The 24861-nt window shown below is 69.2% G+C and carries 14 protein-coding genes; 4 read left to right on the plus strand and 10 right to left on the minus strand.

Annotation, left to right across the window (positions count from 1 at the left end):
• Positions 1-3: 3 nt before the first annotated feature.
• Positions 4-3231: a family 78 glycoside hydrolase catalytic domain gene (locus StrepF001_RS11280; protein ID WP_240797387.1), complete on the plus strand. Its 3228-nt coding sequence runs from the start codon at positions 4-6 to the stop codon at positions 3229-3231.
• A 412-nt stretch (positions 3232-3643) separates the two neighbouring features.
• On the opposite strand, the gene StrepF001_RS11285 is transcribed toward StrepF001_RS11280, so the two are convergent.
• From StrepF001_RS11285 to StrepF001_RS11305, 5 genes are all read right to left on the minus strand, one after another.
• Entirely contained in the window at positions 3644-6619 is a 2976-nt protein-coding gene (locus StrepF001_RS11285) for a glycoside hydrolase family 2 TIM barrel-domain containing protein (protein WP_240797388.1), read from the minus strand.
• Positions 6620-6681: 62 nt separating this feature from the next.
• Entirely contained in the window at positions 6682-9411 is a 2730-nt protein-coding gene (locus StrepF001_RS11290; RefSeq protein WP_129798132.1) for an alpha-mannosidase, read from the minus strand.
• A 43-nt stretch (positions 9412-9454) separates the two neighbouring features.
• Positions 9455-10312, minus strand: a complete 858-nt coding sequence (locus StrepF001_RS11295) for a carbohydrate ABC transporter permease (RefSeq protein WP_129798133.1) — start codon at positions 10310-10312, stop codon at positions 9455-9457.
• Positions 10309-11259 (minus strand): sugar ABC transporter permease, encoded by a 951-nt coding sequence (locus StrepF001_RS11300; protein ID WP_129798134.1) that lies wholly within the window; start codon positions 11257-11259, stop codon positions 10309-10311. Before StrepF001_RS11300 ends, StrepF001_RS11295 begins: the two co-directional genes overlap by 4 nt.
• Before the next feature lie 7 nt (positions 11260-11266).
• Complete coding sequence (locus StrepF001_RS11305; RefSeq protein ID WP_129798135.1) at positions 11267-12601, minus strand: extracellular solute-binding protein; 1335 nt, start codon at positions 12599-12601, stop codon at positions 11267-11269.
• Between the two features lie 386 nt (positions 12602-12987).
• Between StrepF001_RS11305 and StrepF001_RS11310 the strand changes: the two genes are divergently transcribed.
• On the plus strand, positions 12988-13989 hold the full coding sequence (locus tag StrepF001_RS11310) for a LacI family DNA-binding transcriptional regulator (RefSeq protein ID WP_129798136.1): 1002 nt from the start codon (positions 12988-12990) through the stop codon (positions 13987-13989).
• A 320-nt stretch (positions 13990-14309) separates the two neighbouring features.
• On the opposite strand, the gene StrepF001_RS11315 is transcribed toward StrepF001_RS11310, so the two are convergent.
• From StrepF001_RS11315 to StrepF001_RS11325, 3 genes are all read right to left on the minus strand, one after another.
• On the minus strand, positions 14310-18020 hold the full coding sequence (locus StrepF001_RS11315; RefSeq protein WP_129798137.1) for a S8 family serine peptidase: 3711 nt from the start codon (positions 18018-18020) through the stop codon (positions 14310-14312).
• Positions 18021-18707: 687 nt separating this feature from the next.
• A complete protein-coding gene (locus tag StrepF001_RS11320) occupies positions 18708-20003 on the minus strand; it encodes an FAD-binding oxidoreductase (protein ID WP_129798138.1) in 1296 nt (431 codons plus the stop codon).
• Positions 20004-20087: 84 nt separating this feature from the next.
• Positions 20088-21356 carry an MFS transporter gene (locus StrepF001_RS11325; RefSeq protein ID WP_129798139.1) on the minus strand — a complete coding sequence of 423 codons (1269 nt, stop codon included), beginning with the start codon at positions 21354-21356 and terminating at the stop codon, positions 20088-20090.
• Between the two features lie 133 nt (positions 21357-21489).
• Between StrepF001_RS11325 and StrepF001_RS11330 the strand changes: the two genes are divergently transcribed.
• Positions 21490-22425: a LysR family transcriptional regulator gene (locus tag StrepF001_RS11330; RefSeq protein ID WP_129798140.1), complete on the plus strand. Its 936-nt coding sequence runs from the start codon at positions 21490-21492 to the stop codon at positions 22423-22425.
• Between the two features lie 509 nt (positions 22426-22934).
• On the opposite strand, the gene StrepF001_RS47510 is transcribed toward StrepF001_RS11330, so the two are convergent.
• Complete coding sequence (locus tag StrepF001_RS47510) at positions 22935-23111, minus strand: helix-turn-helix domain-containing protein (protein ID WP_276322810.1); 177 nt, start codon at positions 23109-23111, stop codon at positions 22935-22937.
• 152 nt (positions 23112-23263) lie between these two features.
• On the minus strand, positions 23264-23386 hold the full coding sequence (locus tag StrepF001_RS49465; RefSeq protein ID WP_276322811.1) for a hypothetical protein: 123 nt from the start codon (positions 23384-23386) through the stop codon (positions 23264-23266).
• A 299-nt stretch (positions 23387-23685) separates the two neighbouring features.
• Here StrepF001_RS49465 and StrepF001_RS11340 point away from each other — a divergent pair, with 299 nt between their 5' ends.
• The gene (locus StrepF001_RS11340; RefSeq protein WP_240797390.1) at positions 23686-24741 is read left to right on the plus strand and encodes an ISAs1 family transposase; all 1056 of its coding nucleotides are present in this window, start codon (positions 23686-23688) and stop codon (positions 24739-24741) included.
• Positions 24742-24861: the final 120 nt, after the last annotated feature.

Raw genomic sequence — 24861 nt, forward strand, 5'->3', positions numbered from 1 at the left:
GGTATGAGTCCACTCGCCAGACCTGCGCTGATCCTTGCCACCGGGCTGACCGCGCTGGTCACCGTCGTGCCGTCGGCCCTGCCCGCCTCCGCCTCGCAGGGCGGCAGCGCCCGGGCCACCGCACTGCGCACCCAGCACCTGCGCAGCGCCCTCGGCATCGACGACACCACCCCCGACCTGACCTGGCAGCCGGCCGGCCGCGGCCGGAACGTCCTCCAGAGCGCCTACCGCGTCCAGGCCGCCACCAGCAGGAAAAAGCTGGAACAGGGACGCCCCGACCTGTGGGACTCCGGAAAGGTCCGCTCCGCCGAGCCGCACGCCGTCTACGCGGGCCGGGCACTGGGCTCGCGCGACCGGGTCCACTGGCGCGTCCAGCTGTGGTCCGGGACCCGCGTCTCGCAGTGGAGCGACATCGCCGTCTTCGAGACGGGCCTGACCCGCGCCCAGGACTGGTCCGCGCAGTGGATCACCCACGACGCGTGGCGGCTGAGCGAGCACCAGCTCGAACCCGTCGTCATCACCCTGCCGAGGACGACCGCCCGTCACGTCCGGCTCGACGTCACCAAGCTGGGCCTGCCGCTCGACGGAGCCCGGCGCCTGCAGCTCGGCGAGATCGAGATCCGCGACTCGGCCGCGCCGGACGTGAACCACGCGCAGGGCGCCGCCGTCACCGCCTCCGAGACCGAAACCGTGCGCAAGATCTGGGAGCCCGCGCTCGCCGTCGACGGACTCACCAACAGCGCCCTCGACCGGGCCGCCGGCTACACGAGCCCGAAGCACACCGGCCCCGACGTGTCCTCGTCCCCGGTCACGCTCACCCTCGATCTCAAGGCCGCCAAGTCCTTCGACCAGGTCCTGCTCTACCCGCGCGCCGACGTTCTCACCGGCGACGGCCGGGTGCCCCACTTCCCCGTCGACTACACGGTGTCCACATCCGACGCGGCCGAGGGGCCATGGACCAGGGCGGCGAAGATCACCGGACAGCAGGCGCCCAAGCCCTATCTGCCGTCCGGCCTCCCCCTCTTCACCAAGGACTTCACCCTCCCCAAGGGCACCCGCAGCGCCCGCCTCTACACGGCGGGGCTCGGCATCCACGAGGCGCGCATCAACGGCAAGCCCGTCGGGGACGCCGTCCTCGAGCCCGCCAACACCGACTTCCGCGACCGCGTGCAGTACGCCACGTACGACGTCACCGAGCGGCTGCGGCGCGGCGGCAACACCCTCGCCGTCGCGCTCGGCAACGGCATCTCCAACGTGGTGAGCACCGCCGACCGCTACCGCAAGCTGTACGGCAACATCAGCGATCCCAAGCTCGTCGCCCAGCTGGAGATCACCCTCGACGACGGCACCGTCCGCCGCATCGCCAGCGGCACGGACTGGCGCACCACCCTCGGCCCGACGACCTCGTCCAACTGGTACGGCGGCGAGGACTACGACGCCCGCCGGGAGATTCCCGGCTGGGACAAGCCCGGACGCGACCGCTCCGCCTGGCCTTCGGCCGTCGCCCTCGGACGCCCCGGCACTGCGGAGGAACCGGCCGTCCTCAGCGCCCGCGAGACCGAACCGGTCCGGGTGATGGAGACCCTGAACGGCACCGAGGTGGCGGGCGCCGAGGGCAGCCGCGTCTTCGACCTCGGCCGCAACATCGCCGGCTGGCCGGAGATCACCGTCACCGCCCCCGCGGGCACCACCGTGCGCATCCTGCCCGCCGAGAGCCTGAAGGACGGCCACGCCTTCCAGTCCATCAGCAACGTCGGCGCACCCCTGTGGGACAGCTACACCACCAAGGGCGGGGGCCGTGCGGAGACCTGGCACCCGACCTTCAGCTACCACGGCTTCCGCTACCTGGAGCTGCAGGGCCTCCCGGCCGGCGCCACCGTCTCCGTACGCGGCAAGGTCCTGCACACCGACAACGCCTCAGCCGGCAGCTTCACCAGCTCCAACAAGCTGATCAACGGCATCCACGGGCTCGTCCGCCGCGCCGTGCAGGGCAACATGATGAGCGTCCTCACCGACTGCCCCAGCCGCGAGAAGCTCGGCTGGCTGGAGCAGAACCAGCTCGTCTTCCCCACTCTCGCAGCCAACTACGACATGCGGGCGTACCTGAGGAAGATCGTCCGCGACATGGCCGACGCGCAGACACCCGAGGGCCTGATCCCGAGCACCGTCCCCGACTACGTCGAACTCGCCGGCGGCTACCGCAACGACGCCAACTGGGGAGGCGCCTTCGTCCTCGTGCCCTGGCAGCTGTACACCACCTACGGCGACGAGGAGACGCTGCGCACCTACTACCCGCGGATGAAGCAGTACGTGACCTTCCTGGAGCAGAAGGTCTCCGGCGGCATCCTCGACTACGGTCTCGGCGACTGGATCACCCCCGACCGCACCTTCCCGCGCGCGGTGGCGGGCACGTACGGCTACTGGCGCGTCGTCGACGGCCTCAGCCGGATCGCAAAGGTGCTCGGTGAGGACGCCGACGCCGCGCTCTACCGGCAGAAGGCGGACACCAGTGCCAAGGCGCTGTCGGACCGGTACTACGACCCGGCCACTGGCACCTTCGGCGGCGGAGGCCACGGCGCGCAGGCGCTCGCCCTCGACATGGGAGCCGTGCCCGAAGGCGAACGGGCCCGGCTGCTCGACCACTTCACGCAGTCGGTCGTGGCCGCGGACCACCATCTGATCCTCGGCGAGATCTCGCTGCCCGCGGCGATCCGCGTGCTGTCCGAGGCGGGCCGCGACGACATCGTGTACCGGATCGCCACGCAGACGACCAGCCCCAGCTACGGCTACCAGGTCCTCGCCGGCAACACCACGCTGGGCGAGACCTGGGACGGCGGCCCGGGCCAGTCCCAGAACCACTTCATGCTCGGCGCGATCGACGCCTGGTTCACCGGCCGCCTCGCCGGGATCCAGCAGCGTCCGGGCTCCGTCGGCTACCGCGAACTGCTCATCGCCCCGGCGGTGGTGGGCGATCTGGCCTCGGCGGCCGGCTCGTACACCACCCCGTACGGAACGGTCCGCACGAAGTGGTCGCGTGAGGGTTCCGCCTTCCGCCTGGAGACCACGGTCCCGGCCGGGACGACCGCCGAGATACGCGTACCGGTCAGCTCCGGCACGGTCCGCGCCGACGGCGATGCGCGTCTGCTGCGTACGGAGAACGGAACGGCCGTGTACGAAGTCGGTTCCGGTACGTGGACGTTCGCCTCGACGTTCGCGCCGGACGGGAGCTGAACCCACCAGCCACTTCTACGTCGGCAGGACCTCCCAGGGAGCCCGCGAGGCGCTCTACCCCTACTCCTGGGAGTACCTGAGGCCCAAGATCCCCGGCGGACGCGGCTGGCTCATCGGCCCCGACGAGTTCGCGGCCGTCTCCAGCCCGTACGGCGCCCTCTTGGCCGGAAGCCCGCAGGAAGCCATCGACAAGACCCTCACGGAACACGAACTCCTGGGCACTGACCGTTTCATGGGCCGGATCGACTTCGGCGGCGTGCCCGCCGCCATGGTCAACGACTCCATCGAACTCCTCGCCACCGAAGTCGCCCCCCGCCATCCGCAAGGAGACCCGCGGGCGGTGAACGGCATGCGACGACGGCGCCCGCCTCCTCCACGGATATCCCCGGGACCGGGTACGCCTGCCGCGGCACTAGCCTGCTGCCATGCGAAGCCTGATCGTGCGAGATTCAGGGCGAAGCGCGAACTCGGGCCACACATCCGGTCCACAGGCCCGTGAGCCAAGCCCGTGCTGGGCCGCATCGATGATCAGGTGACTCGTCGTGGCATCAGGAAGCTCAAAGGGGTGTCCGGCTTGTGCGATCTGCTGGGGGGTGTGGCGGCTGAGCGTGAAGCCGGGGCGGCGTCCGTGCGTGTCGGGGACGGCCACGATGTGCAGCACCTTGATGTTGCCACTCGTCAGCGTCAGCCGACGCAGTTGAGAGCGGTGCCCCGTCTCCTGGGGGCGCGCGTAGTCGACCGAGAGGTCCCCGATGGAGGAGGAGAAACGGCCCGTGCGTGCCGCACGGAGGCTGTCGGGGTAGGACTCGAGGGGTCCCAGGCCGAACCACTCGGCGCCGTCGACGGGAGCCGTCCCGTCGGGAAGGTCGAAACGGACCCCGATCCGGGGCCACACTGTCCGCCAGCCGCTCGAAGGCTCGATCTCCACGCGCAGTTCCAGTTCGTCGTCCACGAGTGACCACACGGACTCCACCATCACCGACAGGGCGGAGTCGGCCGCGGAGACTTTGTCGGTGGTGCGGAGGGCTTCCGCGGCGCGCTCCACCGATATGCGTCGCGTGGCCAGCCGGTGGAGACCGTCGCGACGCCACAGGTCGGCGCTGGACACCCCGGCGATGCTGGCGTCGCTCTCCTCGACTCCGTCGGACGGGCTTTCGTCGTTGTCGGTCGGCGCACGGAACAATTCCAGCCGTGGACCCGTCACAGCCCGGTCGGCGAGGCGGACGAGGGATCCGTTGGCGAACTCGGCGATCCCGAGCGTCAGCGTGCCCTCGTCCGGGTGCCAACCGGTCCGGAGCCGGACAGCAGGAACGGGACGACGTATGGAACGGTCCAGTTGGGCAGTTGCGATCACATGCCCTGCGGGTGCCCAAGGGGTTCCAGCGGCCAGCACCGCGTCGATCGTGAGCCATGTTTCGGCGTCCGGGGACACCGGGATCTGGGGCAGCGGGACCCACCACGACCCGCCCGCCGGGACGACGGGGACCTCCAAGTCCCCGGAATCCACGGGTGTTCCGTCGTGCTCGACGCGCCAGCGGAAGCGCAGGTCGGATGTATCGGCCGAGTGCCGCAGGTTCGTGATCGCGACTGTGTCACCGTCGAAGACGAAACGGACCGGCTGTACAACTGCCTTGTACTCGTGGAGGCTGGGCGTCGGGACGTCGTTGCTCAACAGCATGCCGTCCATCACGAAGTTGCCGTCGTGCACGACCTCTCCGAAGTCGCCGCCGTAGGCGTAGTACGGCGTCCCGTCCGGGGCCGTGGTCAGGATGCCGTGATCGCGCCACTCCCAGACGAAGCCGCCGTGCAGCCGCGGATACTGATGTACCAGCGCCTCGTACTGGTCGAGCGCTCCTGGCCCGTTGCCCATCGCGTGGGCGTACTCGCAGAGCAGGAACGGCTTGGTGCGCTGCCGGGTGCTTTGTGCGGGAGTGCAGTTCATCAGTGCCGAGCGTGCGCCGTCGGTGCCGATCTGCTCGGTCTCCGGCACCGACGTGTACATGCGCGAGTAGATGTCGGTGTACTCGCCGGTGTAGTCACCTTCGTAGTGCACGGGGCGTCCGGCGTCGCGGGCGTGAACCCACGCCGACATGGCGGCGAGGTTGCTGCCGGTTCCCGCTTCGTTGCCGAGCGACCAGATGACGATGCTGGGATGGTTCTTGTCGCGTTCGACGGTGCGTTGGATGCGGTCCAGATATGCCGCGCGCCACGCCGGGTCGTCGCTCGGATTGCCGGCCCAGCCGACCTTGTCGAAGCCGTGCGTCTCGAGATCGCATTCGAGGACGACCCAGAATCCGAGTTCGTCGGCGAGTTCGAGCAGTCGGGGATGCGGTGGGTAGTGGCTGGTGCGGATCGCGTTCACGTTGAACCGCTTCATACGGGCCAGGTCCTCGCGGGCGTGCTTCTCGTCGAAGACGCGGCCGCGCTGGGGATGGGTCTCGTGGCGGTTCACCCCGTAGAACACCACGCGACGGCCGTTGACCAGGAACCGGTCGCCGCGGATCTCGACCGTGCGGAAACCCACACGCAGGGCGATGCTCTCTGCGGCCGTTGACACGGTGGCGTCGTACAGGCGCGGCTGCTCGGCCGACCAGGGCTCCACGCCGGCGACGTCGAGGGGGGCCACGTCGGCCGCCGTCGCCCAGACCTGCTCGATGCCGAGTTCGGCGATGCGTAGGGTGACGGGGAACGCCGCCGCATCGGCGGTGACCTCCGGGTCGATGCGCCCGTGCCCGTCGTCGAAACCAGTGCGCAGCCAGACGTCCTCAATGCCTCCGGTCGGTCGGGCCATCAGAGTGACGTCGCGGAAGATGCCTGGCAGCCACCACTGGTCCTGGTCCTCGACGTAACTTGCCGCCGACCACTGGTGCACCCGCACAGCGACGACGTTGTCGCCCGGGCGCACCACGGACGTGACGTCGAATTCGTGGGCGAGCCGGCTGCCACTGGCGCTGCCGGTCTCGACGCCGTTCACCCACACCTTGAACAGCGACTCGACACCGTCGAACCGCAGGACGACACGGTCGGCATCGGACCAGTCGATGGGCATGTCGAAGTGACGGCGGTAGTCGCCAGTGGGGTTCTCGTCCGGGACGTGCGGCGGGTCGATCGGGAACGGGAACTGAATGTTGGTGTAGATCGGTCGGCCATAGGCTCCGTCGCCCTGGAGCACCCAGTGGGAGGGCACGGGGATGCTGTCCCAGCCGTGGTCGTCGAAGCCTTCGGTCGCAAAGCCCTCCGCCACCGACGCCGTGGGCGACAGACGAAAACGCCAAAGCCCGTTCAGCGAACGAGAAGGGGCGTCGGAGTGCAGCCACGAGCGAGCCGGGCGCAGCGCGCCACGCCCTGGTGCGGTGTCCGAAACATATGCGGAGAGCTCGGAGGACAAGAGGTCACAACTTTCGTGGTAGCAAAAGGGGAAGCTCGATCTGTGCGTGGGGTTGTTGGTGGCTACCGGAGCACGACAGTTCGGATCTCCCATGGCCCGAGGACGAGTTCGAGCCGGTCCCGCACCGGCGCCAGGGAGAGTGGCCGGCCGAGCAGGTCGACCGTGGTGGCCTCGGTGAACGTGCCGGTCACGCAGACGGTCGACGCGGTGTCGCTCATCGCGGCCAACCGGACCTCGGTGCCAACCCCGCAATCGCTGTCGGTGACGCGGCGGATGCTTGAGACGAGGACGTCATTGCCGTCGACCCGCACACCACTCGCGTCGGGGGGCAGGTGGTCTGCGGCGGGCGCGGTCCCGCGGGCGACGAGTACGTCGTTGCGGAACTCCTCGGCGAGAGCGATCGCGTTCGCACCCTGCCAGCCGGCCGCCGAGGGCACCACGGCGAAACGGTTCTCGATCCGCATGCCGAGATCCTGCGCCCCCGGTGCAGGGATCTCGCTCGCCGCGGGCTCGTCGCGGAGGGGATGGATGTTGACGCTGATCGAGCCGATCGCGCGCAGCAGGGTGATGGCGAGTGCGGAGCCGTCGTCGACGAGTTCGTACTCACTGGAGTGGTCGAGCAGGACGTTGGCGGCGCCGGCCGACACGAACGAACTCGCGGGAAAGGTCGGGATCGGGTACTCGCCCCAGCCGCCCTCGGCGGTGAGCCCACGCTCGGTCACGGCGAACTGCCCAGCGGACGCGGACTTGGCCACCGGCTCGGGCAGCGGCAGATGGAAGCGCAGCCGGTGATCGGCGCACTGGTTCAGGAACGACGTGGAGACCCGGACGAACGGCTCGCCCGCGTGCACTTCCACCAGCATCTCCACCGGCGTAGGCACGGTCCGGCCGCAGCGCAGATCACGGTCGGAGGAGAGCGCGGCGGGCCACTCGTAGACGCGGGTGACACGCAACCTGGCACGCAGCGGGCCGCTCTCGAGGAAGTCAACGGTGACCCGGGTCGGTTCCGACACGAGCACGTCCAGAGCCGGGGGAGCATAGTTGTAGCTGTCGCCGCGGTCACCGCCGTCGACGAGACGGCCGACTCCATACAGGACGGTGCCGTCGGCGCCGGTCACGTCCAGGGTCCCGTCGGCGGCGACCGCAACCTCGACCAGCCCGTTCGAGAGCGCGTCGGCCGTCGCCGTCGCGGGTGCGAACTGCATCGCCGTCGCGGCGTTCCGGTCGGTCGCTTCGACCCGGAAACTCGTCAGCCCGCAGGCGGGGACGTGCACGGGCACCAGCGCGGTGGCCCGGGCCTCCGCCAGCGTCCGCACCTGCCACTCACCCGGATGCGCGGCGGCCGCGGCAGCGACCTCGCGGCGCAGGATCAGCAGGTCGAACGGTCCACCGGCCGGCACCTCGGCGAGGTGGAAGACGAGTGAGCCCGCGGTGAGTTCGTAGCGGTCGATCAGAAGGCCGAACAGCTCGCGACGGTGGATACGGCGCAGCACCCGTTCGAGTTGCGAGGCGTCCATGCGCTCGTCGCTGAGCACGGTCGGGGCCTGGGAGATCAGCTGCACGGGATGCACCGATCCGTCGGCGGCGGTCGCGACCAGCGTGGTTCCCTCCGCCGGGGCCACCACATCCACCTCGACCAGCGCTGTACGCGCCGACGGCAGCGGGTTGGCGACCAGGTAGCCGTCGCTCGGCACCAAGGCGGCGGGCTCGGCGAGGGCCGCGTCCCGAACGGCCCGTGCGGCCTGCGCGGCTTCGGCGAGCCGCGCCTCGACCTGGTCGCAGGTCTCGTCGGTGCCCGAGCCGACCACCGAATCATGCGCGGTCGACTCGATGATCTTGTGCCATGCCAGCGAGAGGAACGGCGAGTCATCGCGCCGGGACCACAAGGCGTTCACCCGCTCGGCGTGGTCGATGGTGCGCTCGGCGACGGCCATCCGCTGCTTGAGTCCGAGCCGTACGGACAGCACGCCCGGGAGGATGTTGCCGCGCACATGGCTGCGCAGCTCACCGGTGACGACGGTGTCCACGTCGTCATGTACGTGCTTGCGGATGTACTCGTCGAGCGTCGCGATGGTGATGGGGCGCTCCTCGCTGGACGCGCGACGCAGCCAGGCCGCCAGCTGCGGGTCGGGCGCGTTGTGGTCGGTGCCCGCCATGGCCAGCACCGGATCGCCGCCCCACCGCTCGGCCGTCATCCGGGCGTACTCGCCGAGCGCGCGGCCGATCTGGTCGGGCACCAGCAGGACGTCGAGGCCGTTGTCGTAGCCGTCGAAGAGGAACTCGGTACGCACTTCGGAGCCGTCGGGGGCGCGCCAGCGGAAGGCGTGACCGCCGACGGAGCCGGGCACCCCGCGCCACAGCGCCGCATGCTCGATCCCGGCGCGCGCCAGGATCTGCGGCATCTGCGCGATGTGGCCGAACATGTCCGGCAGATACCCGATGGACATCGCACCGCCGAGGCCCTCCGCAGCCGCCCATCCCATCTGGAGGTTGCGCACGATGGTCTCACCGGAGCAGAGAAACTCATCGAGCAGGATCAGCCATGGCCCGATGGCGAGCCGGCCCTCGCTGACCAGGGCCACGACACGGTCGCGGTTCTCCGGCCGCATCTGAAGGTAGTCCTCGATGGCGGCCATCTGTCCGTCGACGGTGAACCGGAAGTCCGGGTTCGCCTCGGCCGTCTCCAGCACGGTGTCGAGGGCGGCGACGAGCCGGTGCCGGAACACCTGGAAAGGCTCGTACCACTCCCGGTCCCAGTGGAAATGGGGCACGAAGACGGCGGAGTCGGGCATGGTGATACGGACCTTCTGTGCTGGTCGGGGGAAGGGCGGGCGGTCACTTGAGGGATCCGGCGGCGAGGCCGGAGCGCCAGAACCGCTGGAGGAGGATGAACACGATGATCACGGGCACGATCGACACCAGCGAGCCGGTGATCACGGACTGCTGCAGGAGCGGGGCACGAGCGGTCTGACCGTTCCACTGGTACAGGCCGAGCGTGATGGGGAAGAGCGACTCCTTCTGCAGCATCACCATCGGCAGAAAGAAGTTGTTCCAGATGGCGACGAATTGGAACAGGAAGATCGTCACCAGCGCCGGCGTCATCAGCTTGAACGCCACCGAGAAGAATGTGCGGAACTCACCCGCGCCGTCCAGGCGCGCCGATTCGATGAGCTCCTGGGGGACGGCGGCGTTGGCGAAGATGCGCGCGAGATAGACGCCGAACGGGCTGACGATGCTGGGCAGGAACACCGCGAGGTAGGTGTTGACGAGCCCGGTTGCCGAGAAGAGGAGGAACAGCGGGAGCGCGAGCGCGGTGGTGGGAACGAGGACGCCGCCCAGGATGACCGAGAACAGGAACTCGCGGCCCCGGAAGCGGAACTTGGCGAGCGCGTAGCCGCACAGCGCGGAGATCAGGGTTCCCACGGCCGCGCCCAGCACCGCGTAGATGACGGTGTTGACGGCCCACCGGCCGAAGATGCCGTCGCTGCGGGTGAACAGGACGCGCAGATTCTCGAACAGGTTGAAGTGCGAGAACGCCAGCCCGTTGGTGGAGGCGAGGTCGCCCTGTGGTTTCGTCGCCGCGACGATCAGGAAGTAGACCGGCAGCAGGAAGTAGATCGCCAGAAGGGACATCAAAGCCATGACAGCCGTGCGGCTGACGCGGCTTTCGCTGGTCACGGGTTGGTTGCTCATAGCCCGGCCTTCTTCGAGGTCAGTCGCATGAAGCCGAAGCTCAGGACGAAGGTGATGACGGCGATGATCACGGAGATCGCCGCGGCCTGCTGGTAGTTGTTCCCGGAGGCCACCGCGTACGCGAGCATGTTCGGTGTGAACGTGCTCGAGATGTTCGAGGAGATCTGACGCAACACAGCCGGCTCGGCGTAGAGCTGCAGCGTGCCGATGATCGAGAACACCGTGGTGAGGACGATCGACGGGGCGATGATCGGGACCTTGATCCACCATGCGATCGTCCAGTTGCTCGCACCGTCGATCCTGGCGGCCTCGTAGAGCTCCTGCGGGATCGACTGCAGGGCCGAGTACATGATCAGCATGTTGTAGCCGGTCCACAGCCAGGTGGAGACGTTGGCCGCCGACCACAACACGGCACCGGGGCCGAGGAAGTCGGGCTCCAGGCCGATGCCCTTCAACAGGTCGACGACGGGGCTGAGCTGCGGTGAGTAGAGATACGACCACATGATGGCGGCGATGACACCGGGCACGGCGTACGGCATGAACGCCGTGATGCGGAAGAACGACTTGAGCCTCAGCAGGGGAGTGTCCAGCAGCAGCGCCATGATCAGTGCGACGAACAGCATGACCGGGACCTGCACGATGCCGAACAGCCCGATGCGCCCGATGCTGGCCCAGAACTCGCTGTTCTGGAGCACCTCCACGTACTGCTCGAAACCGCCGAAGGTCGTGTACGACGTCCCGTACTGGCCGCCGGTACGGCGCACGACGCGGAAACTCTGCCAGAGCGCGTAGCCGACCGGCACCAGGTAGAACAGCACGAAGGGGAGGAAGAAAGGGGTCAGGAACGCGGCGACGGTGCCCGCCCGGGGGCCGCCGCCGTTGGAACGACGGTGGCGGCCGACGGACGACTCCACCACGCGAGTCGCGCGGGTTGCAATGTCGGTCATGCTGCGGTCACTTGCCCGCCGCGGCCGGAATCGCCTGGTCCTTCATCGACTTCAGCGCTGCCGTCTGGGCGGCCGCGAGCGCATCGGTGAGCGTGCCGTCACCGGCGGCCGCCTTGGCCATCGCGTCCTGCAGTGCCAGGTTCACCGTCTTCTGCGTGGGACCCCAGGCGAACCTGGTGTCGACCTTCTTGGACGATGCGGCGAAGACGTCGAAGATCTTCTCGTTGTTGTAGTACGGCACGCCTTTGGAGAGCGCGGGAAGCTGCAGGCCGGCGTTGGCCGCCGGGTAGAGGCCGCCCAGCTCGTTCTCCAGCGCGAGTGCCTCCGGGTCGGTGTTCAGCCAGGTGTTGAACTTGACCGACTCGTACAGGTGCTTGCTGCCCCTCATGAACGCGACGGTCGATCCGCCCCAGTTGCCGGACGCGCCGTTCGCGCCCCACGTCGGCATCGGGACGATCGTCCACTTGCCGGCCTGCCGGGGCAGGTTGTCCCGGAACATGCTGTAGCCCCAGGCGGCGCCGACGTAGCTGGCGATCTGGTTCTTCTGGTACGCGGCGTACATCTGCGTCGAACCGTGCGCGAGGTCGGTGCGCACGAGCTTGTCGGAGATCAGTTTCTGCCAGTACTCCGTGACCTGCTTGCTCTGGTCCGACTCGACGGTGACGTGCCACTTGTCGTCGGAGTAGCTGTACATCTCGGCGTTGTTCTGCCAGAGGAGCCCGTTGAACCACTCGGCGTTGTTCGGGTCGAAGTACGTGATGGTGAGGTCGGAGTCCGCCTTGTGCAGCTTCTTTGCAGCCGCCGCGTACTCGTCCCAGGTCTTGGGGATCGCGACGCCGTACTTCTTGAAGATGTCGCTGCGCACATAGAGGGCCATGGGGCCGGTGTCCTGCGGGAGGGCGAACACGCCGGTGTCACCGAAGCTGGTCTGTGACCAGGTCCACGGAACGAACTTCGACTTGGTGGCGGTGGCTGCCGAGCAGCCAGAGGCATCCACGAAGGCGTCCTGGGTGCGCAGGTTGGGGAGCTGGTCGTAGCCGACCTGAGCGAGGTCCGGCGCCTTCCCGGCCTTGAGGGCGTTGCCGATGATGCCGTACTGGTCGTTGGAGATGTTCTTCGTCTCAACCTGGATGTTCGGATTCTTCTTGTTCCACAGGTCGACGACCTTGTCCATTCCTGGAACGGTGTTCCAGTACTGGAGGGTGACTTTCCCCTTCGCGGGCTCGCAGGAGGCTGCGGATGCCTTACCGGCCGGAGCGGGCGACGAGCACCCGGCGAGTATGGCGATGCCGGCTGCCGCGGCGACGATGGCGAGACGAGTGCGCGTGACTGTGCTGCTCATATTTTCCGATCCAGAGAACGCCTAGCGACGATGCTGGGCGGGTCGACGTTGACACCTGAGGCGGATGCCTTCTGGTTGGAATGAGGAGCCGTGAGCGGTAACGTGAGCGCTCACGGGAGCGGTAACGGGCTTGTTGCGAAGCGATTGGGAGTGTGCGCTTCGGTGTGGCCGAGTGTCAAGGCTCTTGAGTCACACAGGAGTTCAGCGGTGAGGCGGCCTCAGGCAATGCGTCGCCATCTCATTGGAGAGCGGCAGCGCATCCACGGCCCGTCGTCTGGTGCAAGGCCGAGATCGTCAAGGGCCCGCAAACGGGCACAACTTCAGCCCGGGGGCATACTCGGTGTCCCTGCGACGCGGACGCGTCGACAACTACGCGGAGGTGAGTGATGGCGTCGTCGGGGACCGGACCCCGCAAGGTGACCATCGACGATGTGGCCCGGACCGCCGGAGTGTCCCGACAGACAGTGTCACGGGCGCTCAACGACAAGGACGAGATCGGTGTCGCCACCAAGCAGCGCGTCCTCGACGCCGCTCTCGCGCTGGGATACCGGCCGAGCCGGTTCGCCAGGGGGCTCGTCCGGCAGGACACGATCAGTGTCGGGCTCGTGATCCCCGATCTGCTCAACCCGTTCTTCACCGAGGTTGCCGCTGCCGCCTTGGACGCGGCGCGGGCGCGTGGCTGGCACGTTGTGGTGTATGACACCGGTGACCGCATCGAGGAGGAGCGGGGCACGCTCGAGGTGATCGCCTCTCAGGTCGATGCTGTAGTGGGGTACCTGAGCCAGCCGGAGGACGAGATCGCCCAACTGACCCGAGGGCTCCCGGTGGTGCTCATCGACCGGGAGCACCGCGCCGAGCGGTTCAGCTCGATCAAGATCGACGGCGAGGAAGGGGTCCACGCCGCGATCAGCTATCTGGTCGAGTCGGGGCATCGGCGCATCGGCATGCTCGATCACGCAGGCCGGTCCGAGCCGAGTATCCGCCACGACTGGTTCACCGGCGCGATGTCCGCCTGCGGACTGGACGCCGGATCGGTGAGCCGCGCAGAGCAGAGCGTTGAGGGGGGCGAGAACGCACTGAAAGAGCTCCTCGCCGGTCATCCTGACGTGACCGCCGTGTTCACGTTCAACGACATCATTGCCATTGGAGCGTTGCGCGCCGCGCGCCGGCTCGGACGGCAGCTTCCTCAAGACCTTGCCGTGATCGGCTTCGACGGCCTCCGGCTCGGAGCGCTCGTCGAGCCTCCGCTGTCCACCGTGGCCCTGGACACGCGTGGGCTCGGTGCGCTCGCAGTCGAACAGGCCGCGCTGCTGCTGACCGGAAGCAGACCGCTCAGCCGCGACGAACTGGTGGTGAGGGCAGAATTGCGACTGCGCGAATCTGCATGAGCGAGGCCCCCGGCGACGACGAGGCGAAGGTTCTCGCCTCGTCGCTGATCAACCGAGCCCTTCTGACCTTGTGCGCGGCGCCGGAGCTGCAGTCGCCGGCCGACCTGAGGAGCACTCCGCCGGCCTCCGCGGGCGGGCCGGACGTGCGTGAGCTTTTGCGGATATGTACGCGCATCCGGACTGATGGTGGAGTCGTCCCGCAGCCTCATCGATGTGCCGCCCACCAGAGCCTGTAGTGATCCGGGGTGCGCGCCGCAACGCCAACGGGCGGGGCCGCCGGCTGCGGACCCGCCCGTGCGTGTGGGCTGATTCGGGTGACGTCAGCGCAGGCCGAAGGCCCGGGTGATCGTCTGCGAGACGCTGTTGCCGTCGCTGTCCCGGGCGGTGACCCGGAGGCTGACGAAGTCGGCGGAGCTCGGCGCCTTCAGGGTGGTCCGCCATCGGTCACCGTGACGGGCAGGCTCCGACCGCTGCCAGGTCGCCCCGTCGTCGTACGAGATCTCGACAGAGAGCTTCCCGATGGCGCTCGTTGTGCCGGGCAGGTGCGAGGCGGTCACCGTCAGCTCGGCGCGCCGGCCGGCCCGGCCGGCCCTGTCGGTGTCCACACCGTAGTCGAGCTGGATCAGCGGCAGGGACTCGACCGACGCGCTCCCGGTGGCCGCGGAGGTGAAGTTCCACTCGGTCAGCGTGTGCGTCGAGTACGGGTTGGCCCAGGCTCCCCGGTCGTTGTCGACCACCAGCCGGTAGGGCAGCCGCTCCGCTGCCAGCCCGGGGACCGGCAGGAACTCGGAGTTGCCCCAGTCAAGTTGCCGGTCACCCTGGTAGAGCGACATCCAGTTCTTGACGTCGTAGTTGCCGCGGGCTTCCCCGACGTGGCCGGCTCCGGAGTCACCCCAGCCGGGCGCCGGAATGTACATCGTGTCGAGGTGGCGCACCGGCTGGAAGCCGATCGGACCCATCCGGGGCCGCTGGATGGGCCCGAACCAGCTGACCTTGGCGGTCTTCCCGGCCGGGTGACGAAGGACGCCGACCGAGTGCTGGCCGGTCTCCCTCGGAACGATGGCGTCCTCCAGCCAGGCGGCGTCGGAGGAAACCCAGTCGGTCCGTTCTCCCTGGGCAGGAGCGGTGAGTTGGTTTCCGGCGGTCCAGCCCCGCCAGACGTCGTAACGGAATTCGTTCGCCTTGCCGGGACGGTGGTTGCGGAAGGAGACGTCCACCCGGCCCAGGTCGCGCGGCTCCACCCGCCAGGTCGGGTCCGCGGGGACGGCGCCGGACCAGTGGTGCACCACGTCGTAGACGTAGTCGGTGGTGGGCTGCGAGGTCACCTTCAGCACGACGCGGCCCTGCTGGAGCGTGTCGATCAGGTCACCGCCCTGGTCGGCGTTGAGTGTCGCCACCGTCATCGGGGCCGGGTCCAGAGGGCTCCACGGAGTCTCGTCCCAGGGCTGCAGTCGGCCGATTCCGTCGTTGACGACGAGAAGCACCCGCGCGCCCGCCGCTGCCGCGGCCTGCGCCTGCTCCTTGATCGCGATGGTGTCGCTGCGCCGCACCACCACGGCCTTGCCGCGCACGTCGTGCCCGGCCAGCGCGCCGGCCGAACCCTCGCCGGCGAAGACACCCCTCAGCATCCGGGTGCCGGCCGGCAGCGGTTTGGCCGCACGCTTGACCAGCGGGTCGTCGTAGGTTCCCGACTGCGTGCCCACGGTCAGCGCCGGCTGCTCGAGGCGGAAGCGCGCGCCGAACTCGAACTCGCCGACGGTGACCTTCTTGCCGGTCGGCAGAGCCCAGATGCTGTCATAGGACGCGTCGGGCAGCATGGAGGACTCGACCAGGCTGTCGGTGAAGGACCGGTGGACGTCCAGCCGCGGCGCGACCGCCGTGGTCTGCCTCGGTACGTGCGCCAGGACCTGACGCGCCTTTCGGCCGTCCAGGGTGACGGTGCGGTCCTGGTCCAACTGCACGTCGGTGAAGCTGAGCAGCGCCATCCCGAGTGAATGCGGCCCGTTGGCGCCCCGCACATCGGCGGTGAGCCATCCGCTGTAGCTGCCCACGGGCAGCCGCGCCGTACCGGTGCCGGACTCGTCGAGCTCCATCACCGTGAAGAGGTGGTCGGCGGTGAGGAGGACCCTGCCGGAGAGCGGCCTGCCCGAGCGGTCCTTCGCGTTGATGGTCAGGTTCTGCCGCTGTCCCTCCCTGGCGGCGCCGATCAGGGTCCGGGCACGGACCGCTCCGGTGCTGTCCGTGCCGATGATCATGCTGCTGATCGGCTGGTCGACCGGCAGCCGGTCCAGTTCCGCGGTCAGGGCGACCGAGGTGGTGCCGTGCGCGGGAACAGTGACCCGGTCCTCGGAGAGGGCGAACAGGCCCGCCGGGGCAGCGGCGTCGATCGCCAGATCCAGACTGACCGGTGTGTCGCCGACATTGGTGTACGTCACCTTCTGGACGTCGGTCTCTCCCGGCTTCGGGGGCCACGCGTGGAAACCGGAGTGGGCGCTGGCGGTCGCGAAGACCGAGGTGCGCACCGCCGCCACGGCGTCGAGCCGCCCTCCGCCCGCCTGATACGGGGCGTACGCAGGCGTGGCCTTGGCACTGCTGACCAGTGCCTCCTTCAGCCGCGGGCCGGTCCAGTCGGGGTGCGTGGCAGCCAGCAGCGCGGCGGTGCCGGCGACGTGCGGTGTCGCCATCGACGTACCGCTCATCGTGGTGTAGTAACCCGAGCCGCCCCGTCGGTAGTGGGAGCGGGCCGCGAGGATGTCGACGCCGGGCGCGGTGATTTCGGGCTTCAGCCCGGCGTCGCCGTCACGCGGACCCTGGCTGGAGAACTCGGCGAGCCGGTCGGCGGAGTCGACGGCGCCGACGGTCAGCGCGGCGTCGGCGGCACCGGGGCTGTTGATGGAGCGCGGGCCGCCGTTGCCCGCCGCGATGACGAACAACGCTCCGGTCTCGCGGCTGAGTTGGTTGACCGCCTCGCTCATCGGGTCGGTGCCGTCGCCGCTGCCGCCCAGACTCATGCTGATGATCCTGGCCTTCTGATCCCGGGCGGCCCATTCCATGCCTGCGATGATCCAGGACGACTCGCCCCGGCCCTCGTTGTCGAGCACTTTGCCGATGGCCAGCCGAGCGCCGGGGGCTACGCCCCGCTCCTTTCCGTCGGAGGCGCTGCCGGTGCCGGCCACCGTCGAGGCGACATGGGTGCCATGACCGTGGTAGTCGGTGATCTCCGGCTCGTAGGGAATGAAGCTGGCGCTGTCGTCGACCTGCCCGACGAGGTCAGGGTGTTCGGGGTCGACACCGGTGTCGAGCACCGCGACCTTCACATCCTTGCCGGTGTTCCCCTCAGCCCAGACGTGCTGCGCGCCGATCTGGGCTGTCGAGTCGGCGAGGTTGGCCCTCACCTTGCCGTCGAGCCAGACCTTGGCGATGCCACCGGCGAAGGCCGGCTTCGCCGACCGGGCCGCCGCGTCGGCATCACCGGTGAGTGCGGACCAGAACGCCGGAGCCTGTTCGCGGTTCTGGGCGAGGGCAGCCCCCTGAATGCTGCCCAGCCGGCGGACGACGGTCGAGCCGGCCACCTTCGGCTGGGTCCGGGACCTGGCGGCGGCGTCGGTGTAGCTCACGATGAGCGGCAGCCGGGAGGTGTGCGCGTCGTCGTAGCCGTCGTTGATCAGCCGGCTCACATTGAACAGTTGCTTGTCCAGCTTGCCGGCGCTGACGTACGGCAGGACGGCGTCGGGATAGACGTACGTCGAGCCGTCGACGACAGCCCGGTGGAAACCTGTGGCGGCTCCGTTCGCGCCTTTGAAGGACCGGACCACGGTGCCGTCCGCAGCGGTGCCGATCGTGACCTTGTCGCCGGTGATCAGGGTGACGGTGTGTGTGCTGCTGTTGCCGGGCGGCCGTTGTGCGGCGCCGACAGGCGGCACGGGACCGGCCGGGTGCGCGGATATGGCGGTGGCGGCCGGTATGACCCCGAGTGCCAGGGCGGTGACCACGCCGAGCGCGATCGGCCCGGGTCCGGGGAGGGGAACCATGCGCAAGGAGACTCCTCAGACGCTTGCGATGAGTGGAAGACGCCTGATCGTCCGGCCGCACTCACCCGTGCTCAAGAGTCCGGCGCCGTCGCGTTTGTGCCATGGCGCAGTTGCGACGCCAGGGGATGGATCCACTGGCGTGGCTGTGTCGCCCCGCCGACCGCGACAGCACGCCGCACCGGTCACCCACGGGGTGCGGTGACGTCGGAGCGCAAGATTCACCGACGTCAAGACAGAAGGACATTTCCCCTTCAGTGGGGCCATCGGCTCCAGGCGGCCCTCCTGCCGGGCGTGTGACAAGACGGGCAGTACGCCAACGGCCCTGGTCGGCTGCGCTATGCTTGATCTTGAGTGAGCCGCCGCAACTCGCGGCGTCTGGCTGCGCGTTGGTGGTCCAAGGAAAGACGCCCCGCTTCCTGCGGGGAGATGCAGGTGCAAGGCCTGCCCGGCGCTCCGGACACGACACCCTCCCACCCCGGCATCAGCGGGCTGGGAGGGTGTCGTGCGTGGTGGCTGCGCTGCCGCAGGTCCGTTTCCTGGCGGGAACTGCCGTACTGTGCCATGCCCTCAAGCACGGTCCGGTCCGGCTCCTGATCAGCGGGCCTTGTGAGCGTGTGGACGTCGGGCGCTACTGGCGCGGTTGCCCCGTCTTGTTGCACCGTCACGCCGGGCGGCGCTGTTGGAGGGTCATTGTGCGGGCAGGAGCACTCCGGGATTGAGGATGCCGGCCGGGTCGAGAGTGTGTTTGGCCGCGGCGAGCGCGGCGGCGAAGGGGGTGGGGCGCTGGCGGTCGTACCAGGGCCGGTGGTCGCGGCCGACCGCGTGGTGGTGGGTGATCGTGCCGCCGTGTGTTGCGAGCGCTTCGGACACCGCGGCCTTGATGTGGTCCCACTGGGCGATGGTGCTGCCCCAGCGGCCGGGGGCGTAGACGCTGAAGTACGGTGCGGGTCCGTCCGGGTAGACGTGGGTGAAGCGGCAGGTGACCACGCCCGTTCCGGCGACCTGGTATATGGCCTGCTTGGCCGCCTCGGTGACTGCGTGGTGAAGTTCGTCGAACTGGTCCCAGGTGCACGCCGTCTCGAACGTCTCGGCGATCACCGAGTGGCGGGCCAGTGCGTCGCGTTGATAGGGCATCCGCAGGAACGATGCGCGCCAGGTGTCGCCGACGACGTCCTGCGCGTTCTCGGCGGACGGTTCACCGCCGTGGTCGCGGCACAGCTCCGCGGCTCTTGCCAGGTGGCCGCCTACCGGATGGTCCGCGGATTCGAAAGCGAGAACGAGGATGCCGCCGCCGACGGTCACACCCGCGTGGATCAGCGACTCGGCTGCGTCAAGGAGGCGGCAGTTCGCGGGATTCAGCCCACTCTGCGCGATCGCCCGGGTGGCCGCCACCGCCGCGGCGTAGTCAGCGAAATGCGCAGACGCCTTGGCGTGCCACCGTGGTCGCTCCTGCAGGCGCATCCACGCCTCGGTGATGACGCCCAGAGTTCCTTCGCTGCCGAGGAAGAGCCGGTCCGGTGACGGTCCCGCGCCGGAGCCCGGCAGCCGCCGTGACTGGCTGATCCCGATCGGCGTGACCACCCGTATCGACTCGACGCGGTCGTCGATGTGCGTGTACAGCGTCGCGTAGTGACCGCCGGCCCGGGTGGCGAGCCAACCGCCCAGCGTCGAGAACTCGAAGGACTGCGGGAAGTGCCGCAAAGTCACGTCATGAGGTTTGAGCTGTGCCTCCAGATGCGGGCCGAACACCCCGGCCTGAATACGCGCTGCCCGGCTCGTGGTGTCGATCTCCAGGACCCGGTCAAGACGCTCGAGATCGACGGTGACCACGCCACGGCCGTCGCACCGTGGCTCGACGCCACCGACCACCGAGCTGCCGCCGCCGAACGCAATCACCGCGATGCCCTCGCGAGTGCACCAGTCGAGCAGGTCGACCACGTCGTGCTCGTTCGGGATGCGCGCAGTGCCGGGCAGTGGGTCCAAGACTTACTCCTCCTCACTGATCAGGAGCGGTGGACCGCTCCGAAGAAGGGCGGTGCCGATCGCGGTGACGGCCGTGGCGGCCCGTCAGACGCGGCTGGGTGCCGGGTCCGACTCGGAGAGAGGCGCTGCCGCGCGCCGGGGGAGCAGCAGCGGGGTCGCCAGCAGGAGCACGCCGGCCAGGCCGATGGCCGTGCGCGGGCCGAGCAGGCTGCCCAGCACGCCCCAGACGGCCGTCAGGAGTGCGGTCGTGGCCTTGGTCGTCACCGCCCAGGCGGTCAGCGTGCGGGTGACCCGTTCGGTCGCGGTGCGCTGGAGGCGGTAGGTGGCGTAGACGGGGTTGAAGACCCCGCAGCAGAAGATGAGCCCGAGTTCGACGCCCATGACCAGCAGCAGCCCTCCGGTGCCCGGCCCCAGGAAGGCCAGGCCGACGGGCCAGATCGCGCGCAGCGCCCCGGCCACGACCATGACCTGGTGCTGCCCGAACCGGGTGACGAGCGGTCGGGCCAGCCGCGAACCGAGCAGCCCGCCGATCGAGGGGGCGGCGAAGGCGAGACCGTACTGCCACGGTGCGAACCCGAGTTGGCCGAGCATCAGGACGGCCAGCAGCGGCGAGGCGGCCATCACCAGGCCGTTGAACAAGGCGGTGTTGAAGAACAGTGGACGCAGCGTCGCGTCGGTGAGGATGTACCGCCAGCCGTCGAGCAGGTCCCTGGCCCGCATGCGCGCGGCCTCCCGGCGCTCGGGCCGCAGTTCGTGCCCGCCCATCGCGCGGATGCCCAGGGCCGAGAGCAGGTAGCTGACCGCGTCGGCCACCACCGTCGCCACCGGACCGAGGAGCCCGATCGCCGCGCCGCCCAGCGGCGGTCCGATGATCGTGGTCGTCCAGGCCGTGGACTCGAACCGGGCGTTGGCGGCGAGCAGGTCCTCGGCCGGCAGCAGCGTCTTCAGGTACGCGCCGGAGGCGGCACGGAAGGTGATGTCGGCCGCCGCGACGACGACCGAGACCAGCAGGAGCTGAAGGAAGGTGAGCACGCCGAACGCGAACGTGGTGGGGATCGTCAGCAGCGCCGCGAACCGCACCAGGTCCATCGCGATCAGCACGGGCCGCTTGCGGCGGAACTCCACCCACGGGCCGAGCGGCACCGCCACAGCCGCGCCCACCGCAGCCCCCACGGAGGAGAGCGCGGCGACCTCGGCCGGTCCGGCGTGCAGCACCTGGATGGCGATCAGCGGGAACGCGCCGAAGGCGAGCCATGTGCCGAGCGCGCTGGTCCCGTACGCTCCCCAGAGCCACCCGAACCGCCGCCCCAGCCGATGTCCGAGCAGGTGTCCCAGCCGGTGCCCGCTCCTCATGTCCGACGCCCCTCGCCCCTCACCCGCACAACCGATCCGCGATCGGAAGCATCAAAGCGAGCACCATGCCCAGGGATCAAACAACCACAGAGCCGCCGGTCACAACCAACAGTTGTACCCGTAGGGTGTCGGCATGGACCTCGACAGCGTCCGAACCTTCGTCGCCGCCGCCGGCGCGGGGCAGTTCCAGGAGGCTGCCGCCGAGCTGGCGGTCACCCAGCAGGCTGTCTCCAAGCGCATCGCCGCGCTGGAGCGCAACCTCGGCGTGCGGCTGTTCACCCGCACCGCGCGCGGCGCCGAGCTCACCATCGACGGGCAGGCGTTCCTGCCCCACGCGCGCGAGCTGCTGCGCGTCGCCGAGCGCGCGGTCGCGTCCGTGCGCCCCGGTCGCCGTCCGCTGCGCGTCGACGTGATCGCCTCGCGCGTCGCGCCGTCGGGCCTGATGCGCGGATTCCACCGCGCGCACCCCGAGATCGAGCTCGACGTGGTGATGCTGTTCGACATCGAGACGGCCGTCGCCGCCATCCGGTCCGGCGCGATCGACGCGTCCTTCCGTGCCGTCGCCGTGCCCGGCCGGCCCCTTCCCGAGGACATCGAGTCCGTCCGGGTGCTCGACGAGCCGCTCCAGCTCCTCACCGGACCCGCCCACGCGCTGGCGGGCGCCCGGTCGGTGACCGTTGCTCAGCTCGCCGGGCACCGGATCTGGATGCCCGGCATCGTCCCCGGTACCGAGTGGGCCGCCTACTACGACGACCTCGTCGCCGAGTTCGGCCTCACCCTCGAGGCGACCGGCCCCAACTTCGGCTCCGACGCGCTCCTCGACACCATCGCCGACACCCCGGCCCTGGCCACCTTCATGGGCGAGCAGACCCGCCTCGTCTGGCCCGTCGACCACGGCCTGCGCCGCATCCCGGTGACCACCCCGATGCCCGTCTATCCGCACTCGCTCCTCTGGCACCGCGACAACCCCCACCTGGCGCTGGCCACCCTCCGCGCCCACCTCGCCGCCACACCGGCCGGCCACGACGCCGCCGGGACCTGGACGCCGGGCTGGGTGATTCCGCGCTGAACGCCGCCGCGTCTTCGATCATCGTGGTCGGACCGACGGACGGTGACTCGGGGGCAGGCGTGGCCATCGGCACACTTCGGCTTTCCCCTCCGTGTGCCTCATCTGCCTTGACGGTCATCAAGGCAGTGAACTGCCGATTCGGCTCAGGCACCCCAGATGAGGCGTACGGTCGCGATTGACGAGCGCGGGGACAACTAGCCCAAGATCACCCGCCAGGCTCTCACTGAGCGGGGCGCCGGAGCGGACGCCCCGACCAGGAAAAGACCGTGGCCGTACTCGGTCACCGGGGCGGGCAGCGGCAGTACAGGAATATCAACGTCGGACGGCCGTCCTGGGCTCGCCGAGGCCCGGGCGCTGATTCCGAGCAGTCTGGCGTGTCCTCCATACCATGAGACAGAAGCCAGTACGAGGTTGAGGCGTGGGCCGGTCCCACCCCCGCTCCGACGCTCTCCGACGCTTATGTCCCGACGTGGACGTACGCGGCCCAGAACGTGAGGGTTCTGGGGTATTCATCTCGCAGTTGGCGTATGACCTGGTGGAGAGCCCGGGCGGTCCGCTCGGGGCGGACGGCCGCGTTGCCGCTTGGACCGCAGCGTCGTCACACCACCGTTCCGCCAGCGGGCATGCCAGGCATAGGCGGGCATCCGTGAGACCCGTAACCGCCGCGCGACCTGCGGCGGTGTCACCCCTTACGCGAATGACTCGGCGGCCTCGAACCGCACTTGCTCCCGCCGGGCCCGCTGCTTCGCGGTCAGGCCACCCCCATCGGGATACCGCATGACACAGGGATACACCCACCAGCGAGATCACCGTGACCCTGGGCCGAAAATCTCAGTAGCTAGCTCCAGTCGATGTCGGACTGACGCTCCAGCGGGGTCCGCTCCTCCAGGGACTCCGGGACAACCAGCGTGTCCGCCGTGGTCATCGCGGTGGAGAACCGCAGGTGGGTCCGCAGGGTCATTGCATGTTCGGGATCGGTCCGGTTCGCCGGTCTCGTGCATAACGTGACGTCATGTCCCGGCCTGGGCAGGGATGTTCCCCGGGAAGCAGAACAGGCACGGCGCCGGTGATCATGTGGTTGTCGAAGACCCATGAGAACCGAGCGAGACCGTGCCTGCCCGAACATCATCACCCCTGCCCTCCGGGCTGGGACAACTGGCCCTCCCGAGCCTTCACGGCACCCCACAGGACGCCGCTAACCTGCGTCGGTTCCTGATCTGGGTGCCTGATCCACGCGGCCATCGAGGACGGCGGTATCCGATGCTGCCCTTGTTGTGTGCGGCCGCCGCGGCCGTGCTGGCCGGCGCCCGCTCCCTTGTCGCGATCGGCGAATGGACCACCGACGCCCCGCCGTCTGTCCTGGGCGACCTCGGCTTCCCGCCCGACCCGCTCACCGGCATCCAGGCCGTACCGCATCCGGCCACCATCCGTCGTCTGCTCCAACGCCTCGACGGCGACGCGCTCGACGCGGCGATCGGCGCTTACCTGCGGGCCAGAACAACACCACCGCAACCGTCCGAACCGCCTTCGAAGCCCGCGCTGCGGGCGATCTCGGTCGACGGCAAGACCGTCCGCAGCTCCCGCACCCGCACCACGACCGCGATCCAGCTGCTGGCCGCGATGGACCACCACGGCGTGGTCCTGGCCCAGCGGCAGATCGCCTCCAAGAGCAACGAGATCCCCGCCTTCCAGCCCCTACTGGACGCCATCGACCTCACCGGCAGCGTGCTGACCGGCGACGCCCTGCACATCCAACACGGCCACGGCGCCTACCTCCGCAAGCGGGGCGCCCACTACCTGGCCATCGTCAAGAAGAACCATCCCGGCCTGTATGCCCAGGTCAGGAAGCTTCCCTGGGTCGAGATCCCACTCGACCACCACACCCGCGGCAAGGCCCACCACCGCGATGAGATCCGTCGGCTCAAGGTCGCCGCGTTCCGCCACCTCGACTATCCCGGCTCCCTCCAGGCCCTCCAAGTCGTGCGCTGGCGCCGCGACCTGAGCACCGGGAAGCTGACGATCGAGCGCGTCTACCTGATCACCAGCCTGGACGTCTACGACGCCACCCCGGCCGAGCTCGCCGCCTGGATCAGAGGCCACTGGGGCATCGAAAACCTCCTGCACCACGTGCGGGACCGCACCTTCCGCGAAGACGACTCCAAGATCCGCACCGGCGCCCTGCCCCGCACCATGGCGAGCCCGCGCAACCTCGCCATCGGCGTCTTCCGCCAGAACGGCAGGACCAACATCGCCGCCGCCCTCCGCCACACCAGCCGCGACTACACCCGGCCCCTACGAGCCCTCGGCCTCACCTGACGAACCCGGACAGATCTCGATCACGCAATGGCCCTGGCTGTCGGACGGTTAACGGTTCCAGTATTTCCAACCCAAGTATTTTCCGATTCACCTAGGCTGCACTCCATCCCGTTTGCATGT

Origin of the sequence: Streptomyces sp. F001 (assembly GCF_004187715.1) — a bacterium.
GTDB lineage: Bacteria > Actinomycetota > Actinomycetes > Streptomycetales > Streptomycetaceae > Streptomyces > Streptomyces flavusporus.

Coding starts and splice junctions, on each gene's coding strand:
- StrepF001_RS11280 (WP_240797387.1), top strand. CDS start 4: ATGAGTCCACTCGCCAGACCTGCGCTGATCCTTGCCACCGGGCTGACC.
- StrepF001_RS11290 (WP_129798132.1), bottom strand. CDS start 9,411: ATGCCCGACTCCGCCGTCTTCGTGCCCCATTTCCACTGGGACCGGGAG.
- StrepF001_RS11295 (WP_129798133.1), bottom strand. CDS start 10,312: ATGAGCAACCAACCCGTGACCAGCGAAAGCCGCGTCAGCCGCACGGCT.
- StrepF001_RS11300 (WP_129798134.1), bottom strand. CDS start 11,259: ATGACCGACATTGCAACCCGCGCGACTCGCGTGGTGGAGTCGTCCGTC.
- StrepF001_RS11305 (WP_129798135.1), bottom strand. CDS start 12,601: ATGAGCAGCACAGTCACGCGCACTCGTCTCGCCATCGTCGCCGCGGCA.
- StrepF001_RS11310 (WP_129798136.1), top strand. CDS start 12,988: ATGGCGTCGTCGGGGACCGGACCCCGCAAGGTGACCATCGACGATGTG.
- StrepF001_RS11315 (WP_129798137.1), bottom strand. CDS start 18,020: ATGGTTCCCCTCCCCGGACCCGGGCCGATCGCGCTCGGCGTGGTCACC.
- StrepF001_RS11325 (WP_129798139.1), bottom strand. CDS start 21,356: ATGAGGAGCGGGCACCGGCTGGGACACCTGCTCGGACATCGGCTGGGG.
- StrepF001_RS11330 (WP_129798140.1), top strand. CDS start 21,490: ATGGACCTCGACAGCGTCCGAACCTTCGTCGCCGCCGCCGGCGCGGGG.
- StrepF001_RS49465 (WP_276322811.1), bottom strand. CDS start 23,386: ATGACCCTGCGGACCCACCTGCGGTTCTCCACCGCGATGACCACGGCG.
- StrepF001_RS11340 (WP_240797390.1), top strand. CDS start 23,686: ATGCTGCCCTTGTTGTGTGCGGCCGCCGCGGCCGTGCTGGCCGGCGCC.